A 26,642-nucleotide genomic window follows, 5' to 3' on the forward strand; every position below is an offset into this window, starting at 1 on the left:
CGGGTGAAAAGGGGGGCGGCCCGGCTTGCCTTTCCGCCGGGGTCGGGTGTACCGGTTGAGGCTTCGGGGCGCGTTCCCCGGCGCGTTTGATCAAGCGGACATGGAGTCGATGGAGATGAGTACGGTTCAGCCCGACGGGAAATCCCTGGGAGAGGTGCACGGCAGCGTCCAGACCCGTGACCCCAAGTTGTGGAAACGCATCTTCGCCTTTCTCGGGCCCGCCTACCTGGTCAGCGTGGGCTACATGGACCCCGGCAACTGGGCCACGGACCTGGAGGGCGGCTCCCGCTTCGGCTACGCCCTGATCTGGGTCGTGCTCATGTCCAACATGATGGCCGTGCTGCTCCAGACCCTGGCCGCCCGGCTGGGCATCGTCACCGGCAAGGACCTGGCCCAGGCCTGCCGGGCCGAATATTCCAGGGCCGCGTCCTTCGTCCTCTGGCTCTTCTGCGAGGTGGCCATCGCGGCCTGCGACCTGGCCGAGGTCCTCGGGACCATCCTCGGCCTCAATCTGCTCTTCGGCCTCCCGCTCCTCTGGGGCGCGGCGGTCACGCTCTTCGACACCTTCCTGCTCCTGGTCATCCAGCGTCTGGGCATCCGCAAGATGGAGGCTTTCATCCTCTCCCTGATCACCGTCATAGCGGGCGGGTTCATCGTCAACCTCTTCCTGGCCAAGCCCGACTGGGGCGCGGCCGCCGCCGGGCTCGTCCCCTCCGTGCCCGAGGGCTCGGTCTACATCATCCTGGGCATCATCGGGGCCACGGTCATGCCCCACAACCTGTATCTCCACTCCTCCCTGGTGCAGACCCGCAACGTGTCCCGCCTGGCGGACGCCAAGGCCCAGGCCTGCCGCTTCAACCTGCTGGACTCGACCATCGCCCTGAACGCGGCCTTCTTCGTCAACGCCGCCATCCTGGTCCTGGCGGCGGCGGTCTTCCACCGCAACGGCATCGTGGTCACCGAGATCCAGCAGGCGGACCAGATGCTCGCCCAGCTGCTGGGCACCCAGGTGGCCCCCATCGCCTTCGGCCTGGCCCTGCTGGCCGCCGGGCAGAGCTCCACCCTGACCGGCACCCTGGCCGGGCAGATCGTTATGGAGGGGTTCGTCAAGGTCCGGCTGCGCCCCTATCTCCGGCGGCTGATCACCCGCTGCATCGCCCTGCTGCCCGCCGTGGTGGTCATCGCCCTGTTCGGCGACGCCGGGACCTACCGGCTGCTCATCCTGAGCCAGGTCATCCTCAGCCTGCAACTGCCCTTCGCCATCGTGCCCCTGGTCCACTTCACCGGGGATAGGCTGAAGATGGGCTCCTTCGCCAGCCGGTCGTGGGTCAAGGTCCTGGCCTGGCTGACCTCCGCCGTGATCATCGGGCTGAACGGCAAGCTGGTCTACGACCAGATCGCCGACTGGAGCGCCGGGGGCGCGCCGTTCATCGTCACGGCCCTCATCGTCCTGGCCGCCCTGGCCACCGGAGGGTTCCTGCTCTACCTGCTCGTCCTGCCGCTGGTGCGCGGTGAAAAGGGGTGGGCAGAGGAGACGCCCGGCGGGGCCCCGGCGGTCATCCGGGAGATCGAGACGCGCAAGGTCTCGCACGTGGCCGCGGCCCTGGGCCGGGACGCGGGCGACCCGGCGATCATCAGCCAGGCCCTGTCCATCGCGCAACGGGAGGGGGCCATGCTGTCCCTGGTCCATGTGACCGACACGGCCCTGGCCCAGGTCTTCGGCAGCGGCGCGGGCGGGGAGCAGCACGTTTACGACGAGCACACCCGCGAGGACGAGCAGTACCTGACGGAGATCGCCGAGGAGATCGCCACCACCGGCGTGGCCGTGGAACCGGTGCTCCTGTTCGGCGAGTCCTCCCCGGAGCTGATCAAGTTCGCGGCCGGGCACAACGTGGACATGCTGGTCATGGGCTCCCACGGCCACCGCCTGCTCGGCGACCTGCTCTGGGGCGAGACCGTGGAGCCGGTGCGCCACCGGGTGAACATCCCCATCCTGGTGGTCTAGCCGCAAAAAAAAACGGCCCCAAGCGGGGCCGCGTGCACGGCGTTCTCCTCGGGCCGGGCACGCACCGCGTCCCCGACCATCCCATCAATCCCGGCGTTTACGGCCGGGCACGGCGCGCCCCTCGCGGGGCGCCTACTGCTTCGTGCCTTTTTCCGCCGCCTCGGCGGCCTCGGCGGCGGCCGCGCCCTCCTCGGTGGTCAGGGAGGCGTAGGCGTCCTTGAAGATCAGCTTGGTGGCCAGCTCGTCCGCCTTTTCGCCCAGCTCCATGAGGTGTTCGAGGAAGTCGATGATCAGCAGGCGGCGTTCCTCCTCGCCGTTTTCGAATTCGAACTGGCAGTCGCCGGAGTCGAAATAGTGGGCCACGCGTTCCAGGTAGTCGATGTCGAGCATGGGAAATCTCCGTTAATCGTGGTGGTAGGGCATGTTCCGGTGGATGGTCCCGGCGCGGTAGAGCTGCTCCAGGAGCAGGAGCCGGGCCAGTTCGTGGGGCAGGGTCATGTCGGACAGCCGGATGGTGTGCCGGGCGGCCGCCTTGACCTCGTCGGACAGGCCGAAGGGGCCGCCGATGACGAAGACCGGCCGCTGGTTGGGCGCGTCGGTCCAGGCGCGGAGCTTGTCGGCCAGGGCGCGGCTGGTCAGCCGTTCGCCGAACTCGTCCAGGAGGATGAGCACGTCGCCGGATTTGACCTTGGCCAGGATGCGCTCGCCCTCGACCCGGTTCTTGTCCGCCGGGGGGAGCTTGCCGGGCGCGTCCTTGATGACCGTCTCCTCCAGCGGGAAGAAGCGCGACAGCTTCTTCCAGTACAGGGCGCACCCGTCCTGGGAGAAGCGCTCCTTGAGCTTGCCCACCCAGATGAAGCCGATGCCGTTCACCGGACCCTCATGAGCGCGGCGGACAGGGTTTCGCCGTCGTAGTCGATGCGCACGAACCCGCCGTGGGCGAGCATGCCGGGGTTGATGACCGGGGTCTCGCCGATGCGGTCCGTGCCCGAGGCCTCGTGGATGTGGCCGGTGACGGCCAGGGCGGGCTGGACCCGTTCCAGGAAGGCGCGCACCGCCGGGCTGCCCACGTGCTGGCCGTTGGACAGGCGGTCCACCTCGGTGTCGAGCGGCGGCTCGTGGATGATGCAGATGAGCCGCTCGAAGCCGTCGGTCAGGGCGTAGGTCTGGTCCAGCCACTCGGCCAGGGTGGCTTCCGGGACCTCGCCCGGCGTGCCGAAGGGGGTGGGGGTGGACAGCCCCACGCCCATGAGCTTGAGGCCGGGGGCCAGTTCGCGCACGCGCAGGTGGATGTCCATGTCCCGCTCGCGGATGTAGGCGGTCACCCCGTCGGTGTCCATGTTGCCGGGCTGGGCCAGGATGCGCGGGTTGAACCGGGCCACGTCGTCGAGCACGCGCTTGCCCGCCTCGCGGTCGCCCCGGTTGGTCAGGTCCCCGGTGACGATGACCCCGTCCGCTTCGGCCAGGCCGGGCACGGACCCCAGCAGGCCGGTTGATTCGTGTATGTCGCCGAACGCTATCCAGTACATTGATGAGCTCCTTCGCAGAGATTGCCTGACCCTAACGGCGCGCCGGGCCCGCGTCAACGCATGGCGCATACCGCTTGACAGAAAAATAATTCTTATAGAATAATGCGCAGAGAATAATTCAAGTGGAGCCATGAACATGAAGAATCCGTTCCGCATCACAACGCTTCGTCCCGAGGACCCGTTCTGCGACCGGGAACGGGAATTGGACGAACTGGTCCGGCACGGCCTGAACGGGGCGAGCGTGACCCTGTTCTCGCCGCGCAGGTACGGGAAGACCTCGCTGATCCTGCGCGTTCAGGACCGCATCGCCGGGCAGGGCGGGTACACCGTGTACGCGGACCTGTACCGCGTCATGTCCGTGGACGACCTGGCGGGGCGGCTGGCCAAGGCCGTGTACGAGGGGTTGAACCGCCGCGAGCCCCTGCTGGAAAAGGGCAGGCGGGCGGTCCTGCGCTTCTTTCAAACCTACCGCCCCACCTTTTCGCCCACGCCGGACGGCGGTGTGCAGATCGACGTGCGGCCCGTGGCCGGGCTGTCCGGGTACGACCTGCTCGAAAGCCTGCTGGGGGAGATCGGCCGGTTTTCCGCCGAGTGCGGCCACCCCGTGCACGTGGCCCTGGACGAGTTCCAGGACATCGTCGGCATCGACAAGGGCAAGACCGAGGCGTTGCTGCGCGCACAGATGCAGACCCACGACGCGGCCTACCTGTACGCGGGCAGCCGCCGCCGCATCCTGCGGGCCATGTTCGCGGACAACGGCAGGCCGTTCTACAACAGCAGCTTTCCCATGGAACTGCCGCCCTTGCCCCACGAGGCCCTGACCCGGTACATCCGCGACCGGTTCGCCGACGCGGGCGGACACATCCCGGAACCGTCGGCCGCGCGGGTCTCGGAGCGGGTGGAACAGTATCCGTACTATGCGCAGATGCTGGGGTATTTCCTGTTCGACGGGCCGCCGTCGCCCGGTCTCGAGGATGTGGACCGGGCCTTCGACCTCATGCTCGGCAACGAGCGCTACGCCTACCAGGGGATCATCGACGGGCTGACCTCGGTGCAGCAGGCCGTGCTCATCGGCCTGGCCAGGGAGCCCGGCGCCAAGCCCACATCCAGGGCCTTCCTGTCCGCCTACGGCCTGAGCGCGGGCGGTGTGCAGAAGGCGGTCAGCCACCTGCGCAACCAGGATTACGTGGTCGAGACGGACAAGGGGCTGGTCCTGGTCGATCCGGTGTTCCGCGAGTGGCTGGTGCGGACCTTCTGATCTACTTGCCGCAGCCGCCGGAGGTCGTCTTGAGGGCCAGCTCGGCCAGCTCGGCCAAGCGCTGGTCCACCTTGCGGTAGAGGGTGCCGAGCGGGAACTGGCCGTTCTTGCCGCGCGTGCCGCACTTGAGTCCGGTCAGGATGAACAGGGCCTCCTCGATGGACGTGACCGGAAAGATGTGGAACTTGCCCTCGTCCACGGCCCGGACCACCTCGTCCTTGAGCATCAGGTTGACCACGTTGTCCGCGGGCAGGATCACGCCCTGGCGGCCGGTCAGCTTGCGGCGGCGGCAGACCTCGAAGAACCCCTCGATCTTGCGGTTGACCCCGCCCACGGCCATGACCGCGCCGCTTTGCGAGACCGCGCCCGTCATGGCGTAGGACAGGTTGATGGGCGTGTCGGACAGGGCGGAGAGCAGGGAGGCCAGCTCCGCGCCCGAGGCCGAGTCGCCCTCGATGCCCGCGTAGGACTGCTCGAAACACAGCGACCCGGTCAGCACGATGGGCTTGTTCTGGGCGAACAGCCGGACCAGGTAGGACTTGATGATCATCATGCCCTTGGTGTGGATGGGCCCGCCCAGCTGGGCCTCGCGCTCCAGGTCCAGGATGCCGCCGTGGCCCACGCCCACGGTGCAGGATATCTGGTGCGGCAGGCCGAACTCGTAGTCCCCGAACAGGGTCACGGACAGCCCGTTGGCCCGGCCGGTGCCGTACCCGTCGGTGTCCACCTTGATGACCTGGCGGTCGTAGTCGGCCATGAACTCCTCTTCGTAGAGGTTGGCCCGGTAGTCCTTGGCCCGGACCGCCTCGCTCATGGCCGAGACGTCCACGACCTCCTTGCCGGCCATGCGCGCCAGGGCCGAGGCCTCGATCATGCGTTCGCGGATGAGCGGGATGAACAGGGACATCTTCTTCTGGTCCTCGGCCAGCCGGGAGGAGAAGTCGATGAGCCCGGCCATGGCCTCGCGGGTCAGGGGCAGGACCCCGGCCTCCCGCGCGGTCTGGCCGATGACCGAGATGTAGTTGCGGATGTTCGCCGCCGTGCGCGAGGTGGCGTGCTGGAGATGCGCCTTGAGCTTGAAATACTTGGCGAACCGGTCGTCGCTGTAGAGCAGAACCTCGTAGTGCTCGTCCGTGCCGATGAGGACCACCTTGAGGTCCAGGTCGATGGGCTCGGGCTGGATGGTCCGGGCGCGGACCTGTTCCGGGTCCACCGGGTCCTCGATGCGCGACTGTCCGGACCGGAGCGCGCGCAGGAGCCCCTCCCAGGAGCTGAGGTTGGACAGCAGGTCCTCCACGTTGAGGATCAGGAACCCGCCGTTGGCCTGGTGCAGGGACCCCGCCTTGATCAGGGTGAAGTCCGTGTACAGCGCGCCCATTTCGGCCTCGCGCTCGATGGAGCCGAGCAGGTTGAAGGCCGTGGGGTGGTCCTCCACCACCACGGGCGCGCCCTTGGTCTTGCCGTTGTCCACGAACAGGTTGACCTCGAACCGGTTGAAGAAGTCCTCGCCCGTGGGCATGCCCTCGGGCAGCAGCCCGGCCAGGGAGTTGTCGCGCGGGGTGAACTGGTCCACGTTGTCCACCACCTCGTCCGTGACCGCCGCGAAGTAGTCGGCCAGCCCCTTGATGTCCTTGAACTTGTCCGCCATGGGCGCGAAGCAGTCGGCCATGACCGCCTTGGCCGTCTCCCGTTGCAGCGCGGTCTCGGAGTCGCGCATGTCCATCTCGTTCTGGTTGATCTGGCGAAGGATGGAGCTGACCCCGGCCAGCAGCTCCTCGCCCTTGGCCTTGAGTTTCTTGCGCTGGGCGGGCTTGAGCTTGTCGAAGTCCTTGTCCGAGACCACCTCGCCGTCCACGATGGGCGACAGGGTCAGCACGCCCTCGTCGTCCAGGGACAGGGAAAAGTTCTCCTTCTCCGCCGTGTCGTCCATCTTGTTGAACAATTCCTCACGCTTGGCGTTGAACTTCTTGACGATGCGCTCGTGCTTCTTCTGGAAGGTGTCCTTCTCGAACCGGGCCGGAATCTCCTGGCGGATATGGGCGATGGCCTTGGTCTGGGCCGTCTTGAACTTGCGGCCCCGGCCTGCGGGCAGGGACACGGCGATGGGCTTGTCGCTGTCCTCGAAGTTGTACAGGTAGACCCAGTCCGCCGGGGGCGTGGCCTTGGCCGCGGCCGGTTTCAGGAAGGACTGCACGAAATAGGTGCGCCCCATGTTCGGCTCGCCCGCCACGTACAGGTTGTGCTCGTTGCCCTTGATCTCAAGCGCCAGGGACAGGGCGTGGATCGCCCTGGGCTGGAGCCTGGAGTATACGTTCCGGGCCGGAACGTCGGCGCTGGTGGCGTAGGGAATGGTGGCCGGGTCCAGGGCCGCCCGCAGTTTGCTGCCGGGCAACCCCTTGGGGAAGGTCTTCTGGGTCATGGGCTCTCGTTCAGGTTGATTTTGCGCGGCGTTTTCACCGTACCCCCGAATCTAAGCCCTTTCCCGCCGCTTGTCACCACCCGCGTGGGCGTGGAACCGGGGTGGAGACGCCTTCCCCGGCGGACGGCGCGGCGGCGTCCCCGCGTTGGTCCCGCCGTCCGGCCCCGTGCCCGAAAAAAAGGGCGGCCTCGCGTGAGGCCGCCCCTGGTTTGCCGGTCGAAGGTCCGATCAGAGGCCGGTGCCCCGGAACAGGACCTTTTGCAGGCCCAGGGACCACTGGCCCTTGGGGTAGCCCTGGCCCACGGCGTAGTGGTCCAGGGCGCGCTTGGTCTGTGGCCCGAACCGCTTGTCGATGGGGCCCTTGTAGATGCCCAGTTCCCTGAGGCGGTTCTGGATCAGCTCCACGTCGTCCGGGAAGACCGGGTTGAGGAAGGCCAGGCCGCGTTCCAGAGGACCCTGGGCCGGGGCGCTGGCCACGGGGGCCGGGGCCGGGGCCGGTCGGGGCGCGGGCTGCGCCGCCGGGATGGCCTGGGGCGCGGACTGGGCGCGGGGAACGGCCTGCGGGGCCGGTTGGGGCGCGGTCCGGGCCTGCGGTGCGGGCGCGGTCCGGGCGGAGGCGGGCTCGGCGGTGCGCATGGGATCGATGACGTCGTCCGAGTACCCGGCCTGGGCCGTGCGCGGGGCCTCCTCAACGACCATGGGCCGTCTGGCGGGCTGCGGCTTGTCCGCGGGCTTGGAGTCCCAGCGGGCGATCTGCACGCGGTCGCGGTCCTTCTCGGGCATGCCGTTGCCCGGCGTGTAGTAGTAGTTGATGTAGAACCGGTCGCGGGAACTGGTGGGCGAGAACTTGGCCGCGAACATGTGCACGCGCCAGCCCTGGAAGTCCATGTACCGCTCCTGGTTCTTGACGGAGTTGTCCGTGGCCCGCTTGGCGGTCCTGCGGTCGGAGACGATGGCCTCGAACTTGGCGTTCAGGGGCAGCCGGTTGCGCAGGAAGGACATGACCATGTAGTTCCCGGCCGGGGCGTCCGTCTGCGGCGGGGTGTAGGCGTGCTCGCGGGCCAGCCTGTACAGGGCGTTCCAGTCCGAGAAGACCTCGTAGGGGATGGTGGCGAAGGTCTCCATGGGCACGATGAAGACCTCGACCAGGGCCGTGGGCGGCGAGGCCGTGGCGGCCGCGCACCGGTTGACCCGGATGGCCGCGCCGTTGACCGTGTAGGTGGCCGCGAATTGCAGGGCCGTGAGGCGGCCGCTGCTGTCCGTGAGGTTTATCACGCCGGAGACGTCGGCGTCGTAGCGGTTGCCCACGCCGTGGTTGGCGTAGCCCACCAGGACGATCCGGCCCGTCTGGAAGGCGGCGTAGAAGCCGCTCCCCGCGCCTTCGATGGTGGCCTGGGTGCCGGGATCGAAGGTGATGTTCGCCAGGCCCGGCTGGCCCGTTGCCCGGCAGGCGACGGCGTAGGCCACGTCGCGGGCGTCGGACGGCCACTGCTGGTCGGCCGCGGCCGCGGGGACGACCTGGCACAGGAGCAGGAGCAGGGCCGGGATGAGGAGTCTGATGCGCATGATGGGGTCCTTATTGCATGAAGATGCTTTCGTTGAGCGGTGCGGGGCCGCCGCCTCCGGGGGTGTAGGAGCTCATTTCCGGGATTTCGCTGTCCGGGCCCTTGAGGTTGGAGCCCATGTTGCCGATGAGCGCCTTCTGGTAGTCCTTCTTGGACTTGTCCAGCTTGTCCTTGGCGTCCCTGGTGAACTCGTACACGCCGTTGGCGGCCTGGAGGGCCTTGACCGTGGCCAGCAGCTGGGGGTTGCTGGCCAGGACCATCTCGATGATCTTGTCCTGGGTCTGGTCGATGACCAGCTTTTCGACGAACTCGTATTCCGGGGTGTTGTACCACGGGGTGTCGTTCTTGCCGGGTTTCTGGGTCGGCCGGCCTTCCGGGGTGTAGTAGCCGCCCCAGGTACCGGGGGCGGGCTCCACGTATTCGCCTTCGATGCCGGTCTCGTAGGGTGTGGAGTCGATCCAGTCGGGGAGGTCCTGGCCCGTGGGGCCGCCGGTGGTGCTCTTTCCGACGTCGCCGCCTCCGCCGTAGGCGAAGGCCAGGGCGGGCAGGAACAGGCAGAGCAGGGCGGCCGCAAGGCCGAGACGCAGGTGTTTCGAGCGGGGATTGCCGTGTGACACGAGGGTTCTCCTTTCCTGTGCGGGCGGCTATTGGCCGGTGCCCTTGAACAGCTCCTTCTGCACGCCCAGGGACCACTGCCCCTTGGGCAGGCCGTGCTGCTCGTTGAAGGTGTCCAGCGCCTTGCGGGTCAGGGGGCCGAAGTCGCGGTCGATCTTGTAGTTGTACAGCTTGAGTTCGTGCAGCCGGATCTGGATGACCTCCACGTCCTCCGGGAAGACCGGATTGAGGAAGCGCGCACCCGAGGCCAGGGGGCCTTCGGCGGCCTGCGCGGCGGGTTCGGCGGTCGTGGGTCCGGCGGCCGCCGTGGCCGGTTCGGCCTCATAGGGGCGCTTGACGTTGTGGAACTCGCCGACCACGACCTCGGGCAGGTAGGAACCGGTCTCCTGCTTGTAGGTCACGCCCACGTAGAACTTGTAGCGCCGGGAGCCGGGGGCGAACTTGCCGCCCGCCACCAGGATGCGCCAGCCGGAGTCGTTGATGGACACGCCCTCGGCGAGCCGCTTGCCCGCGCCGTAGGGCCGGTCCGTGACCTTCATGGACAGGGTTGCCTCCTCGTAGATGCGGTCCTTGCAGAAGGTCAGGATGTAGTAGTCGCCGGTCAGGCCTGCGGAGCTCTCGCCCTCGCCGTAGGTCATGGGTTCGGCGTTCTCGATGGCGAAGAGGTAGTAGTCCGTGTAGGAGAGCAGGGTGGACGCGGCCGCCTTGAACTTTTCCGCGGGGATGAAGTAGGTCTCCACCCTGGGGAAGTCGGGCGGGATGCCCGCGACCACGGACTTGGTGATGTTGATGGTCCGCTGGCTGACCACGTACTGGGCGCAGAAGTACACGCCCGCGCGGCGGTTGATCATGTCCTTGAAAAGGATCAGCCCTTCGAGCATGGCCTGGACCTTGCCGGGCGCGAGTTCGGCGGTGATGTAGCCGGTCACGGCCACGTTCTTGACGTCGAAGCCGTCGTAGTTGAAGTCGAGTTCGCCCACGGAGTGCTGCCCGTCGGGGTCCAGGGTGACGTTCTCGACGCTGATGTGTCCGCCGCGCAGCCGTTCGATGAGGGCGGCGGAGACGAGCTTAATGTCGTCGAGTTTCTGTTCCGGGGCCGGGGGGATGACCTGGGGCGCGGGCACGTCCTTGGGCGGGGGCGGGGTCAGGGTCGCGGTCCCCGTGGGCGTGTCGCATCCGGCCAGGGCCAGGCTGCACAGCAGCGCGAGCAGGAATAAGCTGTATTTGCGCATGGATTATCGCCTTTGGTTGCTGGTTCGGTTCCGGGCCTCGAGCCTAGAGCTGGGGCGTGCCGCCCGCGATGGGCGTGGCGGGTGCGGACGACATGGGGTCGAACGACGGGTCCTGGACGTAGTTGGGCTGCTGGGCCATGTTCGGCGCGCCGACGTAGTCCGCCAGTGTCTCCATGGCCTTGCCGATGCCCTTTTCCGTGGCGTAATCCGCAGTTTTCTTGATGCCGAACCGGGCAAAGGCCCGCTTGACCAGGGCCACCGCCCGGGTCTTGACCTGCTGGCTGACCGTGCTGCGGGCCACGTTGATGCCCGCCCTGGCCGTGTTGAAGGCCTGGTCCGCGTTCAGGGGCGAGAATCGGCCGACCAGGGTCGAGGCCCCGGCGCTGATGACCACGCCCTTGACGATGTCCTTGGTCCCCAGACCGTCGCGGTAGGCGTTGGCCCCGCCGCGCGCGGCACTCAGGGTGGCTGCCGTGACCCAGCCCACGCCGGGTACGAAGGACAGACCCTCCTGGGTGATCTCGCCCATCTTGTCCAGGACCTCCAGGGTCTTGACGCAGGCGTCGAGCATGGCGGCCTCGTTGTTGGCCGCGGCCGAGTTGTGTTCCAGGAAGACCTGGCGGATGGTCAGCAGGTCGCGCTTGGTGATGGTCGAGCCGGAGAAGGCCTGGACCAGGGTGTCGCGCTGCTGGGCCGAGGTGGAGCTGAAGATCTCCTGCAGCTCGGATTGGGTCCAGGGTTCGATGTTGGTGGAGGAGGAGGGCGGGCCTCCGACGTCGCCCCCGCCCCCGTAGGCCGAGGCCAGGGCCGGGATCAGCAGCAGGCCGAGCCCGAGCAGGCAGGCCAGTAATGCGCACAGTCCTCTAGTTTTGCATACCATGTTGTTCTCCTTGAATAAAAATGAAATATTTCCCCTATCTGCCGTCCGTGGCCATGGACTCGCCCAAGGCCCCCTCCGGGTCCGCGAGCTCCATGGATCGTTGCCTGTGTCTGGCATGGTCCGGGATGAACTCCGGGACCATGGCGGCCAGTTCCGCATGGCTGAAGCGGAAGAGCCGCAGGGGCGGACTGGACCGCCCGTCGTCGTCGATGTGGGTCAGGAAAATTTCGGTGAAGGGGGAGTTCCCCTTGGAGGCGAAGGCCAGCCAGCGCGAGTTGGGCGACCATGTGTGCCAGGAGTTCATCAGCTTCGTGTTGGCCGCGAGCACGTGCGCCTCGCCGCCTTCGGCCGGGACGATGGCCAGCCGGGCGTCGGGCTGGAGGACCAGGCCGGTGGCGCACTGGGTGAAGGCCAGCCAGCGGCCGTCCGGCGAGTACTTGGGAAAGACGTTGCTCAGGCCGTTGTTCGAAGCCCCCTCGATGGGCCGCGCCTCACCGCCCCGGCCTCCGTCGAAGGGCACGGACCAGAGGTCGAACTGGATGGGATACTTGGCGTTGGCGGTGCGGATGTCCTGGGCGGGGTCCTCCTTGCGCAGGTCGCCGGCCACGATCCTGGCCACGAGGTCGGGCTGGACGTCGGCCCGGGCGAAGGCCAGCCGGGTGCCGTCCGGGGTGAAGGACGGGTTGGTCTGCACAAAACGGGTGTCGTCCGCTCCGGGCAGGGGGGCCACCGCGCCGGTCCCGCGGTCGAGGATGGCGATCTGGCCAGTGGCCGGGTAGAACATCTGGGAGAAATAGAGGTCGTCGAGCATGATGAAGGCCGAGGTCTCGCCCACGGTGGAGGCGGCGAAGCGACCGTCCGGGGACAGGCTGGTGAACAGCCCCATGCTGTAGGCGGCGGGCTTGGGCGGGACGTAGGCGTTCCAGGAGACCACGTCGCGGTCGGTCAGGGAGACCCGCTCGGTCACGTCCACCAGGGCGTAGCCGCCCTTGTCCCCCTTGTAGTCCATGTCCATGCCGTAGGTGGACCCGTCCAGGGAATAGGCGTGGCAGTTGAAGCACACGGGCACGTCCTGCATGACGATGCGCGGCCTGCCGTACTCCGTGAGGTCGCCGACGACCACCTGGCTGTCGTGGGGATTCTTCTGGGCAGTGCGGAAGGGCAGCCGCTTGCGCAGGAAGGAGAGCAGCGCGGCCACGGGCTCGTCGCACACGGCGAAGGAGGTCGCGCCGGAGGAGACCAGACGGTCGTCCGGGCCGATGCCCGCGATGCGGGCCTCGATGGTCCTTTCGCCCGCTGCGGCCCGGATGCGCTCCCACAGGCCGCGCTCGGGGACCCAGTACGGGGCGTCCAGGAGCCCCTTGCACAGGGGCTCGCCGTCCACGCTCAGGGTGATCAGCCAGGCTTCGGCGGCGGGGTCCTCCCAGCGCAGGATGGGCGAGGCCGCGTCCACCGGGATGAGCGTGCCCGGAGCGGGTTCCAGGACCTTGACCGGGGTCGGCGCGTCCGCCGGGACGAGCCGTTCCACGGCCTGGGCCAGGGTGGTGCCCTGCGGCAGGGCGATTTCGGCGGCGCGGAAGAGCGGATAGGCCCCGGCCCGGACGGGCGGCAGGAGCAGGAGGCAGAGCAGGAGGAGAAGGGGGGGAGTCCGTCGGGGGGCTAAGCGGCGCGGCAACATGCTTTCTCCTGCCTGTATCAATATTTACTTGAATAAAGGATACGTTGGGCAACGTTAATATCCTGAATGAATTTTGGCAAGGAATAAGCGAATGTCCGATACCCGTTCGGGTATGGACGGCGGTTCGGGGGCCGGAGGCGGGGCGCGGCAGGGCGCCGAGGGGCGCGAACCGGCCCGTGGCGCGGGCTAGCGGATGTAGTTGGGCAGGTTCAGGAAGAGATTGGTGGTGTACGCGGTCATCTTGTCCATGATCCAGGGGAAGGCCAGGAGCAGGGCCAGGAAGATGGCGATGATCTTGGGCACCATGGTCAGGGTCATCTCCTGGATCTGGGTGGCGGCCTGGATGATGGAGATGAAGATGCCCACAATCATGCCGATGCCGAGCATGGGCAGGGAGATGATCAGGGTCATCTCGATGGCCTGTCTGGCGAATCCGACGACGAATTCCGGTGTCATTTCAGGCCCTCCTTGCCGGGGCGGTTGAGGTTGCGGGGAGGTCTTCGGACGCACCGCTCCCCGGGCAACACGGTGCGCGTGGTCACTGGAAGGTGTTGACCAGGGAGCCCACCAGCAGGTTCCAGCCGTCGATGAGGATGAACAGCAGAATCTTGAACGGCAGCGAGATCATGACCGGCGGCAGCATCATCATGCCCATGGCCAGCAGGATGGAGGCGACCACCATGTCCAGGATGAGGAACGGGATGTAGATCAGGAAGCCGATGGTGAAGCCTGTCTTGAGCTCGGAGATGGTGTAGGCGGCCACCAGCATGATGGTCGGGACCTCCTCCTTGTTCTCGGGGCGCGGCTCCTTGGTGATGGAATAGAAGATCGACAGGTCCTTCTCGCGCGTGTGCTTGAACATGAACTGGCGGATGGGGACCTGGGCCCTGGTCAGGGCCTCGGTGAAATTGATGGTCTCGTTCATGTACGGCTGGAGCGCGGTCTCGTTGATGGTCTTGCCCACCGGGTACATGATGACCATGGTCATGAAGATGGCCAGGGCGGCCAGGATCTGGTTGGGCGGCATCTGCTGGGTGCCCATGGCCTGGCGGATGAAGTGGAAGACGATGATGATCCGGGTGAAGGACGTCATGGTCAGCAGGATGGCCGGGGCGATGGACAGGATGGTCAGCAGGAAGAGTATCTCGAGCAGGGTCGAGACCTCCTGGGGATCGGCCTGTCCGGCGGCCAGCTCCATGGACAGCTTGGGAATGACCGGGGCCTGGGCCCAGGCCAGGGCCGGGAGGAGCACGGCGGCCAGGACCGTCAGCAGGACGACGAACCGTTTGCTAGTCACGGCCCGCGCTCCGCTTGAGGACCGAGGCGAAGGACCTGCGCCCGGCCGGTTCCGGCTCCGGGGCGGCCTCCTCCTCGGCCAGCAGGGTGACGTTGTGCTCGGTCACGCCCAGCAGCAAATCCTTGTCGCGGTAGCGGACCACCGCCACGGACTGGCGGTTGCCGAGCATCAGCCGGTTGACCAGCCGGGGGCCGTTGGGCCCGGAGGAGGTCAGCGCGCCGGGCACGCCGAAGCGTTTGAGCAGCCAGTAGGCCAGAAAAATGACGCCGAGCAGCAGGAACAGGTAACCGGCGGTGGTCAGGATGGTGGTTCCCGAATCCACTGCCGGAAGCTGCACCGGGGCGGCCGCGCCGACCGAAACGGGGCTAGCCAAGCTGCTTCACCCGCTCGATGGGGCTGATGATGTCCGTCAGCCGGATGCCGAACTTCTCGTTGATGACCACGGCCTCGCCGCGCGCCACCAGCTTGCCGTTGACGTAGATTTCCAGCGGCTCGCCGGCCAGCTTGTTCAGCTCGACCACGGACCCCTGGCCCAGTTGCAGCAGCTCGTTGATCAGCAGCTTGGTGCGGCCCAGCTCGGCCGAGACCTCCAGCGGGATGTCCAGGATGAAGTCCAGGTCGCGCTTGCCCGAGGAGCTGCCCGCCTTGGCGTCCGGGCCCATGTCGGGCAGTTCGTAGTCGTGGGTCTGGGTGGACAGGAAGGCCTGCTCCTTTTCGTGGCGGACCTCCTCCTGCTCGGTCTCGGCCAGGGCGGCGGCCCATTCGTCGGCCAGGGCCTCGTCGTCGCTGCCCATGTCGGCGCTGCCCGCCTCGGAGGGGTCGGTCACGTCGTCCAGGTTCCCCAGGGGGTCCGAATCGCCGCTCTCGAGCAGGGCGTCGGCCCATTCCTGCGCGAGTTTATCCTGATCGTCAGCCATGTCGCTCACCTCGTTGAAAACGTTGTTCATCGTCCGGGCCGTCAAAAACCGGGACGGCCCGAAACCGAACTAGCAAGAAGCGTGCTATTGAATGACCATCTCGGTGATGTAGACCCGGAGCACCCCGCCGTTGCCGATGATCTGGTTCAGGCGGTCGGCGATCTCCTGCTTGAGCTCCACCTTGTCCTGCATGGTGGACAACCCCTCGTAGGTCTTGCTGGACAGGAGCAGGAGCAGGGTGTCCTTGACCTTGGCCTCGTACTTGGTCAGGGCGGCCTGGGCGTCGGCGTCGCGCACCTCCACCTCCACCCCGAGCTTCAGGTAGCGTCGACCCAGGGGGTCGGCCAGGTTGACCAGGAACGTGGGCAGGGCCACGATCTGGCCCTCCAGCTGTTCGGCGGGCTTGCCGGGGTCGCCCGCGGCGTCGGTCTGCGCGGCCGTGTCCTCGGCGGGCGCGGCAAAGAACATCTTGTAGCCGAACCAGCCGCCCACGCCCAGCGCCGCCAGCAGGACGACGAGGATGATCCACTTGAGCAGGCCGCCCTTCTTCTTTTTTCCTTCTTCCTGGAGCAGTGCTTCTTCAGCCATGGCAGTTCCCTTTTTCGCGGGTTGTTATCCGTTGCTTATCGTCAATCGGCCCGGTTTGCCAGGCCCTTTTCAGGTCCGTCAATAGCCGCCGATGGGCCGGGCGGTCTTGAGCAGTATCTCCACCCGCCGGTTCCTGGGCGAGGCCACGGGCCGGCCCAGTTCGTTGATCACCGGGAAGGCGTCGCCGTAGGCGGACAGGGAGAATCGCGAGTCGTGCACGCCCTTGTCCACCAGGAAGGCGAGCACGGCCAGGGCGCGGTCCCCGGACAGTTCGAGCGGGGTCTGGGTCGCGTCCGAGGCGTCGGTGTACCCGGCCACGTTGATGGGCGCGTCGGTCTGGGTCATCATCGGCACCAGACGGGCCATGAGGAATTTGCCCGTGTCGGACAGCTCGGACCCGCCCGGGGCGAATAAAATCCGGTCGGTGAAGACCAGGGCAACGCCGTCCTGCTTGGCCAGGACGTCGAGGTTGTCGTTCAGTTCGGCCTTGCTGATCTCGTCGGGCAGGATGTCGTCCGGGAAGAGCAGGTCCTTGATGCGCTGCTGTTTGTCCAGGACCTCCCACGGCTTTTCCATGAGCTCGACGATGAGCCGCTCCTTGGCGTTGACCCGGCCCGAGCCGCGCTTGTCGAGCAGGCCGAGGTCCGCGGTGGTCAGGGTGACCTTGGTCAGGATGGAATTGTCCATGGAGGCCATGGTCAGGAGCAGGACGAAAAAGGTCAGCAGCAGGGTCATCAGGTCCGAGAACGTGACCAGCCACAGGGCGATGGGCGGGCAGGGCGCTTCCTTCTTTTTCTTGCCCATGGCTATTGCAGCTCCTTGGGCGTGGACACGTCGAACTCGAAGCCGTCCACGCTCATGGCGTCCCGGCGGTCGGGCACCACGGGCATGGTCTCGACGATGCGGTCGCTCAGGCGGCTGGAGCGCTTGTCCAGGACGATGTCAACCCGCCGGTTGCGGGCCCGGTTCTCCGGGGTGTCCGGCGGATAGTGCGGCCGGTACTTGCCGAACCCCTCCACGCGGAGCATGTCCGGGCTCATGCCCTTGTCGAGCAGGTAGCGGTAGATGGCCAGGGTCCGGTTCAGGGAGAGCTTCCAGGAGAGGTCCGGGTTGCGGCTGTCGTCGCCGGGCTGGTAGTTCATGCCGAGCTCGTCGCGCAGGTCCGAGGTGTGCCCGGCCAGGAGCAGGGGGTACTTGACCTGTTCGAGCAGGGGCAGGAAGCGGTCCAGGGTGGCCCGCCCCTCGGGGCTCAGGGTGTAGCCGTCCGGGCCGAAGAGCAGGCTCGCGTTGATGGACAGGATCTGGACGAAGCGGCTGGAGGAAAAGTTGATGTCCTGGCTCACGTTCTCCCATTTCAGGGACTGGAGCGGCTCCAGGTCGCCGGTGTCGATGGGGCCGGGCTCCACGGTCTTTTTGGTGTCCTTCTGGGAGAAGGTGTCGTAGCCGGCCTGGTTGAAGCCGAAGGTGCCGATGATGGAGCCGAGCGCCACCAGCTTGCGCCGCTGGTCGATGGTGGCCATGGACACGAGCAGGATGAAGAAGGTCAGCATGAGGGTCATGCAGTCCGCGAACGTGACCATCCACAGCGGCATCTCCTCGCAGTTCCGTTTTTGCTTCTTCTTGGCCATGGCGCGCCCCCTCGGGCGGGATGGTTAGTCGGAGACGATCCTGTCCTTGGGCGGCAGGTAGCTGTTCAGCTTCTCCTCGATGATGCGCGGGTTCTCGCCCTTGGAGATGGACAGGATGCCCTCCATGATCATCTCGCGCAGCAGGACCTCCTCCTTGCTGCGCGCCTTGAGCTTGCCCGCCATGGGCATGAGCACGAGGTTGGCGATGATCGCCCCGTACAGGGTGGTCAGGAGGGCCACGGCCATGGCCGGGCCGATGGAGGACGGGTCGCTCATGGTCTGGAGCATCTGGACCAGGCCGATGACCGTGCCGATCATGCCCATGGCCGGGGCCAGGGTGCCCAGGGCCGAGACCACGTCCGCGCCGGTGGCGTGCCGCTCGGCCAGGTAGGAGATCTCGGTCTCCAGGATCTCCTGGATTGTCTGGGGCTCCAGGCCGTCCACGGTCAGCTGCAGCCCCTTGCGCATGTAGTCGTCGTCGATCTCCTTGATGAGCGGCTCAAGCGACAGGATGCCCTCGCGGCGGGCGCGGTTGGCGTAGTCCTTGAAGCGGTCGATGACCTCGGCCGGGGAGTCCAGACTGGAAAAGAAGGTGTTCTTGATGACCCCGATGACGCCGATGACGTAGTTCATGGGGTAGTTGACCAATCCGGCCCCGATGGTGCCGCCCACCACGATGAGCAGGGAGGGCACGGACACGAAGATGATCAGGCTGGAGCCCGTCATGATGGCCGACAGGACCAGTCCGAAGGAGAGGACGATGCCGATTATGGTACCCAGATCCATGCTGTCTCCGCTTTGTTCTTAGCCGCGCGGCGGCCTCGCCCCGAAAATCCGCGTGCCGATGCGCACCAGCGTCGCCCCCTCCTGCACGGCCGGGACGAAGTCGCCGGTCATGCCCATGGACAGGTGCGGCAGGGACACGCCCAGCCTCGGTTCCAGCCCGTCGCGCAGCTCCCGCAGCCGGGCGAACACCGGCCTGGCCCGCTCGGGCTCGTCGAAAAACGGCGGCATCGTCATCAATCCGACGAGCCGCAGCCCCTCCATGCCGAGGACCGCCTCGGCCAGCTCGGGCAGGCTTTCCACCGTGATTCCGGACTTTTGCGTTTCCCCCGCAATGTTCACCTGAATCAGGATGTCCTGGACGACGTCCAGGCTCACCGCCTTTTTATGCAACGCCTGGGCCAGCTTGGAGGAATCCACGCTGTGCACCAGGGCGAACTTCCCGGCCACGTACTTGGCCTTGTTGGACTGCAACCCGCCGATGAAATGCCAGTTGACGTTCAGCCCGGCCAACTCGTTCTGCTTGTCCAGGGCCTCCTGGACGTAGTTCTCGCCGAATTCGGTCTGGCCGGTCTCGGCCAGGTCCCGGATGTCCGAGGCCGGGTGCAGCTTGGACACGGCCACCAGGGTGACGTCCTCGGCCGCGCGGCCCGCCTGTCCGGCGGCCACGGCCAGGGCCTCGCGCACCTCGGCCGCCCGTTCGGCCAGTTCCCGTTTTCTCTCGTTCATGTTCGACTCTGCCCCACCGGACCGCTGCCGACCCGCCCAATCGGGCCCTTAGGTCCCAATGGCTCTTATCGGTCCGATTTTCAATTAGTTTACTGAGTTACTGATGATTTTTCGCAACCGTTCGCCGCGTATCCGCTTATACCACGACTTTGCGCCCCCTAACCACCCGAAATTTTACCGGAACTGTAACCGCATGAAAATGGCCAATATTGCCGGAATGTTAAGTCTAGATTTTCTCTAGTACCCCGGCCAACAGAATCCTGACAGTATTTTCTTTCTCCCCATACCGGCCCCTCGCCTACGCCACCCCCCCGGCCCGAAGACCACCACAAACGCCCCCGCACCTCGCGAAGCGGCACTAAAAAGTTTAGGAAGGAGAGGGGGATGGGGGTCCGGGGGAAGGAGGAGAGGGAAGCCCTTTTCAAAGGGTTCCCTCTCCCCCCTTCCCCCGGCCGCCGGAGGCGGAACATGCCGGGCGCGGCGAGCCGCGCCCGGCGTGGAGTGTGACCGCCCTTAGGCGGGGGTGACGATGGCGTGGATGGTGCGGACGAGTTCGGGTTCGCCCTGGGCGGCGTAGGTTTCGTACAGGGACATGATGGTCGCCTGGGAGTAGACGTAGTTGCGGAACTGCTTGAACGGCTTGGCCTTGAGGTCGGCCTGGGAGATTTTGTAGTCGCGCACGGCCACCTTTTCGAGGACGGGCAGGACCCACTGGTTGGCGGGCACGGTCAGGACCCAGTCGTGGTCGCCGAGGTGGGTGACGAACCCTTCCTGGCGGCGGGGCAGGGGCAGGGTCCTGCCGTCGGCGGCGAGCAGGCCGTAGGCCACGGGATCGACGCCCGCGATGATGGACGCGGCGGTCAGCCAGCCGACCACTTGGGCCTCGTCCTGTTCGGTGCGCGGGTGGTTGTGGGCGCAGGCCTGGGCCACGACGACCTCGGCCGGGACGCCCCGGTGGATGGACTCGGCCACGCCCAGGGGGTGGTGCTCGCCGGTTCCGGCCAGGGAGCGCTCGGTGCGGGACTCGCCGTCCGCGTTCCACTGGAAGACCCAGGGCTTGTGCAGGTCGTGCAGGAGCTGGGCGGCGATGACCACGTCGCGGTCGAGCATGTAGTCGTAGACCTCGCGGTAGCCGTCGTACAGGGCCATGGACACGCGGGTGTTCAGGCCGGTGTGGGTGCACAGCCCGCCGGGGTAGGCGTGGTGGCTGGAATAGCCGGAGCCGGGCGCGGAGCGGAAGGGCTGGGGCGCGTTGGCCGGGTCGGCCGAGGGCGGCAGGAAGTCGGCCTCGGAGACGTCCTTGATCAGCCCCTTGGCGGCCAGCTCCTTGTGGATGGCCTGCTTCTCGGACGCGCCGATACCCTTGGTGACGGTGGGCGCGGGGTTGTTCAGGATTTCCCGGACCTGGGCGCGCAGGGCCGGGTTGCGGATGGCCGCGGCGGCCTGGAGGATGGACTCCCAGGAGGCGGACACCGGGCCCGAGGCGTCGGCCATGGCCTCGGGAGTCATGGCCAGACACTCGTCCAGGGTCACGGCGGACGGGGCGGCCTGGGCGCGCACGGGCAGGGCGGTGATCGCGGCGGCGGCCCCGGCCAGGGCCCCCAGTTTCAGGAAATCACGACGATTAAGAGCTTCGGAAGACATTGTTTTCTCCTTGAATGCAGATAGGTTGTATGATCTCGTGACCATACCCCGCCCTTTGGTCGGCAGCCTGACGAACGGGTGACGGAATGTGCCCCGCGCATGGAGAATGGGTCACAGCCGGGCCGGGCCGGGCATTGCACCGGGACGGAAAATAGGAGAAAATGACCGTTTCACCCATTATCCATATAAAGAGGCTTGACGAGTCGGCGGAAAAGCGGGCATAGACCCCCCTCAGTCTGTCGGGAACGGGTTTCGGACGTGCCGGGACCCCGCCGCCACCAAGACAGGCCGGATACAATCCTTCGGTTGTTGAAGGATGCGCGAGTGCGAGGACGCAATCGCGCGTCCTTCAACAGCCTGAGAAGAGAGCCGCAACATGCCGAAAGATTTGATCATCGTCGAGTCCCCCGCCAAGGTGAAGACCATCTCCAAGTTCCTGGGAAAGGACTACATGGTGGACGCCTCTGTGGGCCACGTGCGCGACCTGCCCACCCGCGACCTGGGCGTGGACGAGGAGAACGACTTCGCCCCGCACTATGAGATCATCCAGGGCAAGGAGGACGTGGTCAAGCGCCTCAAGGCCGCGGCCAAGAAGGCGGACACCGTCTATCTCGCGCCCGACCCGGACCGCGAGGGAGAGGCCATCGCCTGGCACGTGGCCGAGCTGCTCCGGCCGGTGAACGACAACATCCGGCGCATCCAGTTCAACGAGATCACCTCCCGGGCGGTCAAGGAGGCCCTGGCCCACGCCCAGGACCTGAACGAGAACCTGTTCGACTCCCAGCAGGCCCGGCGCATCCTGGACCGGCTGGTGGGCTACAAGATTTCGCCCATCCTGTGGAAGAACGTGAAGCGCGGTATCTCGGCCGGGCGCGTGCAGTCCGTGGCGCTCAAGATCCTGGTGGAGCGCGAAAAGGAGCGGCGCGCCTTCAAGGCGGACGAATACTGGCCGTTCAAGGTCCTCCTGGCGGGCGGAAACCCGCCGCCGTTCTGGATGGACCTGCACAAGCTCGAAGGCAAGGCGGTCAAGCCGGGGGCCAACCACATCTCCACCGCGAGCGAGGCCGAGGCCTTGCAGGCCCTGCTCGAACAGGGCGCGTTCACCGTGGACTCGGTGCAGGAAAAGCAGCGCAAGCGCCAGCCCCTGCCGCCGTACATCACCTCTACCCTGCAACAGGACGCCAACCGGCGCATGGGCTATTCGGCCAAGCGGACCATGTCCATCGCCCAGCGACTCTACGAGGGCGTCGAGCTCGGCAGCCGGGGCACCACCGCCCTGATCACCTACATGCGTACCGACTCCGTGCGCATCGCCAAGGAGGCCCAGGAAGCGGCCAAGGAGCTGATCCTGGAGATGTTCGGGGCGGACTACTATCCGTCCAAGACCCGGAATTTCAAGACCAAGGGCGGGGCCCAGGACGCGCATGAAGCCATCCGGCCGGTCGACGTGGCCATCACGCCCGAAAGCGTGAAGAGCTTCCTCCCGGCCGAGCAGTACAAGCTCTACCGGCTCATCTGGCAGCGGTTCGTAGGCTCGCAGATGGCCTCGGCCACCTTCTGGGACACCACCGTGCTGGTCAACGCCCCGCAGACCGTGTGGCGCGCCAAGGGCGAGCGGCTGCTCTTCGCCGGTTTCCTGGCGGCCATGGACAAGGCCGGTTCCGAGGACGACGTGGAGCTGCCCAAGCTGCATGAGGGAGAGGTCCTGCAACTCAACGAGCTGAAAAAGGAACAGAAGTTCACCCAGCCGCCGCCGCGCTACTCCGAAGCGTCGCTGGTCAAGACCCTGGAGGAGCTGGGCATCGGCCGGCCGTCCACCTACGCGGCCATTATCTCCACCCTGATCGACCGCGAGTACGCCCGGCTCGAGGAGAAGCGGTTCGTGCCCACCGAGCTGGGCTTCACCGTGTCCGACCAGCTGTCCGAGCACTTCCAGGCCCTCATGGATGTGGGCTTCACCGCCCAGATGGAGTCCCTGCTCGACGACGTGGCCGACGGCAAGAAGAACTGGGGGGAACTGCTCCGTGACTTCGGCGGCGACTTCTACCCCACCCTGGAAAAGGCGCGCACCGAGATGGCCCGGTCCCAGCAGGTCACGGACATCAACTGCGACCAGTGCGGCAAGCCCATGGCCATCAAGTTCGGCAAGACCGGCGAATTCCTGGGCTGCACCGGGTTCCCGACCTGCCGGAACATCAAGAACTTCACCCGCGACGAGGAAGGCCACATCCACGTGGTCGAGCGCGAAAAGCCCGAGGACACCGGGGTCATCTGCGAAAAGTGCGGCCGCCCCATGGCCATCAAGCAGTCCCGGCGCGGCGAGTTCCTGGGCTGCACCGGCTACCCGGACTGCAAGTCCATCGTCAACTTCACCCGCGACGAGGAAGGCAACATCAAGGTTGTGGAGTCGGAAAAGCCCGAGGTGGTCGGCGTCTGCCCGGACTGCGGCGGCGAACTGCTGCTCAAGAAGGCGCGCACCGGCTCGCGCTTCATCGCCTGCTCCAACTACCCGGACTGCACCTACGCCGCCCCGTACTCCACGGGCGTGCCCTGCCCGCGCGAAGGGTGCACCGGCGAACTGGTGGAGAAATCCTCGCGCCGGGGCAAGATATTCTACTCCTGCTCCGAATACCCCAAGTGTGACTACGCGGTCTGGAACTGGCCCATCAACGAGCACTGCCCCAAGTGCGACCATCCCATCCTCGTGCGCAAGACCACCAGGGACAAGGGCGACCACATCGCCTGCCCTAAGAAGGGCTGCGATTATACTCGTCCTGTGGACGAGTAGCGCGCGCGGGGGGCGGCTTCCGATAGCGGGCCATCCGCACATTTTTTCCGGCCGCGCCAATCCTCACGTAGACGGCTATCGCTGCTGTCGTCATCTCTAAGACCGAGCAAGCTCGGCCTAAGAGCTGAGGCACGCTGCGGTTGTCGCGGCCGGAAGAAAATGCACGGCTGACCCACTCTCGAAAGCCTAGTGCGAGCGCGGGGGAGAGAGCCGCTGTCGGGTGCTGCGCACCCGAGTCGCTCCAGTTGGGGGAGTTGGGACGTTTTTTATTCCCTTTGAATGGCGGGCTTTCGGGTGGCTGCGCCGCCCGAATCGCTCCAGTTGGGGGAGGGGGGGTATACCGCATTGGCTGGTGGGCTGTCGGGTGCCTGTGGCACCCGAGGCGCGTTGGTGGGTGTCGGCAAGTTTTTTTGAAAAATGTTGCCGGCGTTGATCCAGGTCAATGTTTTTTGGGCTGGGGGGTGTAGAAGGGAGGTGCGGATGGGGCATGACCGGCCCCGACGCGCATGACATACTCTCTACCATGGGCGGTCCAGCCATTCCGCCCGAACGTCACACCCTACATCCTCCCCAAGAAGGCCGCCTGTCCCGGGCGGCCTTCCTGCTTGCGGAGGGCTGGATTGTTTCCCGGAAACAACGTATTTCCTGCCCATGCCCGATACCACCCCCTCCCGTGACGACGTGCTGGCCGCCGCGCGCAGCCTGGGCCGCGACCTGGCCCCGGACCGGGCCGAACTGCTGGCCGCGTACCTGGACCAGCTTATGAAGTGGAACCGCAAGATGAACCTGGTCGGCCCGTCCGACTGGCGGACAGTGTTCGACCGGCTGGTGGTGGATTCCCTGTTCCTGGCCGACTTCGTGACCGGGTTGCGCCTGCCCGAGCGGCCGCTGTGCCTCGACTTCGGGGCCGGGGCCGGGCTGCCCGGCATCCCCCTGCGCGTGCTCTGGCAGGACGGCGACTACTGGCTGGTGGAGGTGCGCGAGAAGCGGGCCACCTTCATGAAGAGCGTGCTCGGTCGCCTCGACCTGCCCGCCACCAACGTCTTCCTGGGTCGGGCCGAAGACGCCCTGGACCGGCTGTCCCGGTCCGGGCACCAGGCCACCGCCGACCTCATCCTCAGCCGCGCCTTCATGCCCTGGCAGAAACTCCTCGACTTCATTCACCCCATGCTCCGCCGCGACACGGAACGCACCGGCGTCGCCGTGATCCTCTCCAACGACCCGCCGCCCGCCGAAAACGACATCCCCGCGGGCTGGCGCCTCGGCGACGCGGCCAGCTACCCGGCGGCCGGGACGGAGCGCTACTTCTGGTCGTTCCTGGTCGAGTAGAGAAAAGCATGCCTCCGGCGGCCAGAGGGGAAACTTTCGAGAAAGTTTCCCCTCTGGACTCCCCTTCAAAGCTTTTTATCGCGCCTTCGGCGAGACCGTGCGCGCGCCAAAGGAAAACCCCGGCTCAACGAACCGGGGTTTTCCTTTGGCGCACTCCGCGAAGCGGCGCTAAAAAGTTTAGGAGGGAAAGGGGGAAGGGGGTCCGGGGGAAGGGGGAAAGGGAAGCCCTTTTCAAAGGGTTCCTTCCCCCTTCCCCCGGCCGCCGGAGGCATTCTTCTCCCCTACAGCACGTCCCAGGTGGCGCCTTGGGGGGTGTCGTGGACTTCGACCTGCATGGCGGCGAGTTCGTCGCGGATGGCGTCGGACCGGGCGAAGTCCTTGTCCTTGCGTGCCTGGGCGCGGGCGTCCAGGAGTTCCCGGACCTTGGCCGGGTCGATGCCCGCGCGCGCGGCGCGGCTGTCGCGCAGTTCCAGGAGGAACTCGGCGGGCTTGCGCTCGAAAATGCCGAGGACAGAGGCCCAGTCGGCCATGTCGGCCTTGATCCGGGCGAAGAGGTCGCGGCCGCCTTCGGACTTGCGCAGGTTCTTGTCCTCGGCCACGCGCCCGGCCAGGCGGATGGCGGAGAAGACGTGGCCGAGCGCCCCGGCGGTGTTCAGGTCGTCGGCCATGGCCTCGGCGAAGTGCTTTTCGAGGTCGTCCAGTTCCTTGACCAGTTCCTCGGGGAACGGGGATTTCTTCCACTTGTCCCTGGCCAGTTCCTCGTCGATCTGGTTCAGGGCGGAATAGATGCGCTTGAGGCCCTTTTCGGCCTCTTCCAGGGCGTCGAAGGAGAAGTCCAGGGGGCTGCGATAGTGCATGGTCAGCAGGAAGTAGCGCAGGGTCTCGGGCAGGAACTTGGCCAGGATGTCGCGGATGGTGAAGAAGTTGCCGAGCGACTTGGACATCTTCTCGGAGTTGATCTGGACGAAGCCGTTGTGCACCCAGTAGTTGGCGAAGGGCTTGCCCGTGGCGGCCTCGCTCTGGGCCACCTCGTTCTCGTGGTGGGGGAAGGCCAGGTCCTGGCCGCCGCCGTGGATGTCCAGCGGCAGGTCCGCGTATTTTTCGGACATGGCCGAGCACTCCAGGTGCCAGCCGGGACGGCCCTTGCCCCACGGGGATTCCCAGAACGGCTCGCCGGGCTTGGCCGCCTTCCACAGGGCGAAGTCCAGCGGGTCCTCCTTCTCCTCGCCCGGGGCGATGCGCGCGCCGGACTCCAGCTCGTCGATGTTCCGGCCGGACAGCTTGCCGTACCCCTCGAAGGAGCGGACCTTGAAATAGACGTCCCCGGACGGGGTGGCGTAGGCGTGGCCCTTGTCGATGAGCCGCTGGGTCAGGGCGATCATCTCCGGGATGTGCTCGGTGCACTTGGGCTCCACGCTGGGCCGTTCGATGTTCAGGCGGTCCATGTCCACGTAGAACTCGCCGATGAACTTCTCGGCGATCTCGCTGGCCTCCTTGCCCACCTCGTTGGCGCGCTTGATGATCTTGTCGTCGATGTCCGTGAAGTTGCGGATGAAGTTGACGTCATACCCCTCGTGCTTGAGGTAGCGATAGAGCACGTCGAAGACCACGCTGGAGCGGGCGTGGCCGATGTGGCAGAGGTCGTAGGCCGTGATGCCGCAGACGTACATGTTCACGTCGTTGTTGTGGGCCGGGGTGAATTCTTCTTTCCGCCGTTTGAGGGTATTGTAGAGTCTCATTGGATTACTCCATTTTTAT

At 66.5% G+C, this 26,642-nt stretch carries 24 protein-coding genes; 4 read left to right on the plus strand and 20 right to left on the minus strand.

Annotated features, from left to right (window positions below; translation table 11 throughout):
• Positions 1–115 precede the first annotated feature (115 nt).
• A complete protein-coding gene (locus DND132_RS13670; RefSeq protein ID WP_014323346.1) occupies positions 116–2,005 on the plus strand; it encodes an Nramp family divalent metal transporter in 1,890 nt (629 codons plus the stop codon).
• Positions 2,006–2,137: 132 nt separating this feature from the next.
• Here DND132_RS13670 and DND132_RS13675 read toward each other — a convergent pair whose 3' ends face one another.
• Genes DND132_RS13675 through DND132_RS13685 form a run of 3 tightly spaced genes read right to left on the minus strand, consistent with a single transcriptional unit; the run spans position 2,138 to position 3,534 of the window.
• On the minus strand, positions 2,138–2,395 hold the full coding sequence (locus DND132_RS13675; RefSeq protein WP_014323347.1) for a hypothetical protein: 258 nt from the start codon (positions 2,393–2,395) through the stop codon (positions 2,138–2,140).
• A 12-nt stretch (positions 2,396–2,407) separates the two neighbouring features.
• Positions 2,408–2,878: a 23S rRNA (pseudouridine(1915)-N(3))-methyltransferase RlmH gene (locus tag DND132_RS13680; protein ID WP_014323348.1), complete on the minus strand. Its 471-nt coding sequence runs from the start codon at positions 2,876–2,878 to the stop codon at positions 2,408–2,410.
• On the minus strand, positions 2,875–3,534 hold the full coding sequence (locus DND132_RS13685; RefSeq protein ID WP_014323349.1) for a metallophosphoesterase family protein: 660 nt from the start codon (positions 3,532–3,534) through the stop codon (positions 2,875–2,877). Before DND132_RS13685 ends, DND132_RS13680 begins: the two co-directional genes overlap by 4 nt.
• Before the next feature lie 136 nt (positions 3,535–3,670).
• Between DND132_RS13685 and DND132_RS13690 the strand changes: the two genes are divergently transcribed.
• Positions 3,671–4,792, plus strand: coding sequence for an AAA family ATPase (locus DND132_RS13690; protein WP_014323350.1), 1,122 nt, complete (start codon positions 3,671–3,673; stop codon positions 4,790–4,792).
• A gap of 1 nt (position 4,793) precedes the next feature.
• On the opposite strand, the gene DND132_RS13695 is transcribed toward DND132_RS13690, so the two are convergent.
• The 16 genes from DND132_RS13695 to DND132_RS13770 form a co-directional block, all read right to left on the minus strand.
• Positions 4,794–7,211 carry a Lon protease family protein gene (locus DND132_RS13695; RefSeq protein ID WP_014323351.1) on the minus strand — a complete coding sequence of 806 codons (2,418 nt, stop codon included), beginning with the start codon at positions 7,209–7,211 and terminating at the stop codon, positions 4,794–4,796.
• Between the two features lie 228 nt (positions 7,212–7,439).
• Positions 7,440–8,777 carry a peptidoglycan-binding domain-containing protein gene (locus DND132_RS17785; RefSeq protein ID WP_014323352.1) on the minus strand — a complete coding sequence of 446 codons (1,338 nt, stop codon included), beginning with the start codon at positions 8,775–8,777 and terminating at the stop codon, positions 7,440–7,442.
• A gap of 10 nt (positions 8,778–8,787) precedes the next feature.
• Complete coding sequence (locus DND132_RS13705) at positions 8,788–9,393, minus strand: hypothetical protein (RefSeq protein ID WP_014323353.1); 606 nt, start codon at positions 9,391–9,393, stop codon at positions 8,788–8,790.
• Between the two features lie 27 nt (positions 9,394–9,420).
• Positions 9,421–10,623: a peptidoglycan-binding domain-containing protein gene (locus DND132_RS13710; RefSeq protein WP_014323354.1), complete on the minus strand. Its 1,203-nt coding sequence runs from the start codon at positions 10,621–10,623 to the stop codon at positions 9,421–9,423.
• Positions 10,624–10,666: 43 nt separating this feature from the next.
• Positions 10,667–11,503 carry a hypothetical protein gene (locus tag DND132_RS13715; RefSeq protein ID WP_014323355.1) on the minus strand — a complete coding sequence of 279 codons (837 nt, stop codon included), beginning with the start codon at positions 11,501–11,503 and terminating at the stop codon, positions 10,667–10,669.
• A 34-nt stretch (positions 11,504–11,537) separates the two neighbouring features.
• A complete protein-coding gene (locus DND132_RS13720; protein ID WP_014323356.1) occupies positions 11,538–13,181 on the minus strand; it encodes a TolB family protein in 1,644 nt (547 codons plus the stop codon).
• 186 nt (positions 13,182–13,367) lie between these two features.
• A complete protein-coding gene (gene fliQ / locus DND132_RS13725; protein WP_014323357.1) occupies positions 13,368–13,637 on the minus strand; it encodes a flagellar biosynthesis protein FliQ in 270 nt (89 codons plus the stop codon).
• Between the two features lie 82 nt (positions 13,638–13,719).
• Positions 13,720–14,478, minus strand: a complete 759-nt coding sequence (gene fliP, locus DND132_RS13730) for a flagellar type III secretion system pore protein FliP (protein WP_014323358.1) — start codon at positions 14,476–14,478, stop codon at positions 13,720–13,722.
• On the minus strand, positions 14,471–14,851 hold the full coding sequence (fliO, locus tag DND132_RS13735; protein ID WP_014323359.1) for a flagellar biosynthetic protein FliO: 381 nt from the start codon (positions 14,849–14,851) through the stop codon (positions 14,471–14,473). Before fliO ends, fliP begins: the two co-directional genes overlap by 8 nt.
• A complete protein-coding gene (gene fliN / locus DND132_RS13740) occupies positions 14,844–15,395 on the minus strand; it encodes a flagellar motor switch protein FliN (RefSeq protein WP_014323360.1) in 552 nt (183 codons plus the stop codon). Before fliN ends, fliO begins: the two co-directional genes overlap by 8 nt.
• An 84-nt stretch (positions 15,396–15,479) precedes the next feature.
• Positions 15,480–15,983, minus strand: coding sequence for a flagellar basal body-associated FliL family protein (locus tag DND132_RS13745; RefSeq protein ID WP_014323361.1), 504 nt, complete (start codon positions 15,981–15,983; stop codon positions 15,480–15,482).
• Positions 15,984–16,061: 78 nt separating this feature from the next.
• Complete coding sequence (locus DND132_RS13750; RefSeq protein ID WP_014323362.1) at positions 16,062–16,787, minus strand: OmpA/MotB family protein; 726 nt, start codon at positions 16,785–16,787, stop codon at positions 16,062–16,064.
• A 2-nt stretch (positions 16,788–16,789) separates the two neighbouring features.
• Complete coding sequence (locus DND132_RS13755) at positions 16,790–17,611, minus strand: OmpA/MotB family protein (protein ID WP_014323363.1); 822 nt, start codon at positions 17,609–17,611, stop codon at positions 16,790–16,792.
• A gap of 24 nt (positions 17,612–17,635) precedes the next feature.
• Positions 17,636–18,397 (minus strand): motility protein A, encoded by a 762-nt coding sequence (locus DND132_RS13760; protein WP_014323364.1) that lies wholly within the window; start codon positions 18,395–18,397, stop codon positions 17,636–17,638.
• 18 nt (positions 18,398–18,415) lie between these two features.
• Positions 18,416–19,123 carry a YggS family pyridoxal phosphate-dependent enzyme gene (locus tag DND132_RS13765; RefSeq protein ID WP_014323365.1) on the minus strand — a complete coding sequence of 236 codons (708 nt, stop codon included), beginning with the start codon at positions 19,121–19,123 and terminating at the stop codon, positions 18,416–18,418.
• A 513-nt stretch (positions 19,124–19,636) separates the two neighbouring features.
• On the minus strand, positions 19,637–20,767 hold the full coding sequence (locus DND132_RS13770; protein WP_014323367.1) for a twin-arginine translocation signal domain-containing protein: 1,131 nt from the start codon (positions 20,765–20,767) through the stop codon (positions 19,637–19,639).
• Positions 20,768–21,143: 376 nt separating this feature from the next.
• On the opposite strand from DND132_RS13770, the gene topA reads away from it, so the two are divergent.
• Both topA and DND132_RS13780 read left to right on the plus strand, forming a co-directional pair.
• The gene (topA, locus tag DND132_RS13775; protein WP_014323368.1) at positions 21,144–23,555 is read left to right on the plus strand and encodes a type I DNA topoisomerase; all 2,412 of its coding nucleotides are present in this window, start codon (positions 21,144–21,146) and stop codon (positions 23,553–23,555) included.
• Between the two features lie 651 nt (positions 23,556–24,206).
• A complete protein-coding gene (locus DND132_RS13780) occupies positions 24,207–24,884 on the plus strand; it encodes a 16S rRNA (guanine(527)-N(7))-methyltransferase RsmG (RefSeq protein ID WP_014323369.1) in 678 nt (225 codons plus the stop codon).
• A gap of 281 nt (positions 24,885–25,165) precedes the next feature.
• Here DND132_RS13780 and cysS read toward each other — a convergent pair whose 3' ends face one another.
• The gene (gene cysS / locus DND132_RS13785) at positions 25,166–26,623 is read right to left on the minus strand and encodes a cysteine--tRNA ligase (RefSeq protein WP_014323370.1); all 1,458 of its coding nucleotides are present in this window, start codon (positions 26,621–26,623) and stop codon (positions 25,166–25,168) included.
• Positions 26,624–26,642 lie beyond the last annotated feature (19 nt).

The organism is Pseudodesulfovibrio mercurii, assembly GCF_000189295.2.
GTDB lineage: Bacteria > Desulfobacterota > Desulfovibrionia > Desulfovibrionales > Desulfovibrionaceae > Pseudodesulfovibrio > Pseudodesulfovibrio mercurii.

Excerpts from the sequence above, each read along its gene's own strand:
- DND132_RS13780 (WP_014323369.1), top strand. The coding sequence starts at position 24,207 with ATGCCCGATACCACCCCCTCCCGTGACGACGTGCTGGCCGCCGCGCGC.
- cysS (WP_014323370.1), bottom strand. The coding sequence starts at position 26,623 with ATGAGACTCTACAATACCCTCAAACGGCGGAAAGAAGAATTCACCCCG.
- DND132_RS13685 (WP_014323349.1), bottom strand. The coding sequence starts at position 3,534 with ATGTACTGGATAGCGTTCGGCGACATACACGAATCAACCGGCCTGCTG.
- DND132_RS13745 (WP_014323361.1), bottom strand. The coding sequence starts at position 15,983 with ATGGCTGAAGAAGCACTGCTCCAGGAAGAAGGAAAAAAGAAGAAGGGC.
- DND132_RS17785 (WP_014323352.1), bottom strand. The coding sequence starts at position 8,777 with ATGCGCATCAGACTCCTCATCCCGGCCCTGCTCCTGCTCCTGTGCCAG.
- DND132_RS13755 (WP_014323363.1), bottom strand. The coding sequence starts at position 17,611 with ATGGCCAAGAAGAAGCAAAAACGGAACTGCGAGGAGATGCCGCTGTGG.
- DND132_RS13710 (WP_014323354.1), bottom strand. The coding sequence starts at position 10,623 with ATGCGCAAATACAGCTTATTCCTGCTCGCGCTGCTGTGCAGCCTGGCC.
- topA (WP_014323368.1), top strand. The coding sequence starts at position 21,144 with ATGCCGAAAGATTTGATCATCGTCGAGTCCCCCGCCAAGGTGAAGACC.
- DND132_RS13720 (WP_014323356.1), bottom strand. The coding sequence starts at position 13,181 with ATGTTGCCGCGCCGCTTAGCCCCCCGACGGACTCCCCCCCTTCTCCTC.
- DND132_RS13760 (WP_014323364.1), bottom strand. The coding sequence starts at position 18,397 with ATGGATCTGGGTACCATAATCGGCATCGTCCTCTCCTTCGGACTGGTC.
- DND132_RS13770 (WP_014323367.1), bottom strand. The coding sequence starts at position 20,767 with ATGTCTTCCGAAGCTCTTAATCGTCGTGATTTCCTGAAACTGGGGGCC.
- DND132_RS13670 (WP_014323346.1), top strand. The coding sequence starts at position 116 with ATGAGTACGGTTCAGCCCGACGGGAAATCCCTGGGAGAGGTGCACGGC.
- DND132_RS13765 (WP_014323365.1), bottom strand. The coding sequence starts at position 19,123 with ATGAACGAGAGAAAACGGGAACTGGCCGAACGGGCGGCCGAGGTGCGC.
- DND132_RS13690 (WP_014323350.1), top strand. The coding sequence starts at position 3,671 with ATGAAGAATCCGTTCCGCATCACAACGCTTCGTCCCGAGGACCCGTTC.
- fliQ (WP_014323357.1), bottom strand. The coding sequence starts at position 13,637 with ATGACACCGGAATTCGTCGTCGGATTCGCCAGACAGGCCATCGAGATG.
- DND132_RS13675 (WP_014323347.1), bottom strand. The coding sequence starts at position 2,395 with ATGCTCGACATCGACTACCTGGAACGCGTGGCCCACTATTTCGACTCC.
- DND132_RS13695 (WP_014323351.1), bottom strand. The coding sequence starts at position 7,211 with ATGACCCAGAAGACCTTCCCCAAGGGGTTGCCCGGCAGCAAACTGCGG.
- fliN (WP_014323360.1), bottom strand. The coding sequence starts at position 15,395 with ATGGCTGACGATCAGGATAAACTCGCGCAGGAATGGGCCGACGCCCTG.
- DND132_RS13715 (WP_014323355.1), bottom strand. The coding sequence starts at position 11,503 with ATGGTATGCAAAACTAGAGGACTGTGCGCATTACTGGCCTGCCTGCTC.
- DND132_RS13750 (WP_014323362.1), bottom strand. The coding sequence starts at position 16,787 with ATGGGCAAGAAAAAGAAGGAAGCGCCCTGCCCGCCCATCGCCCTGTGG.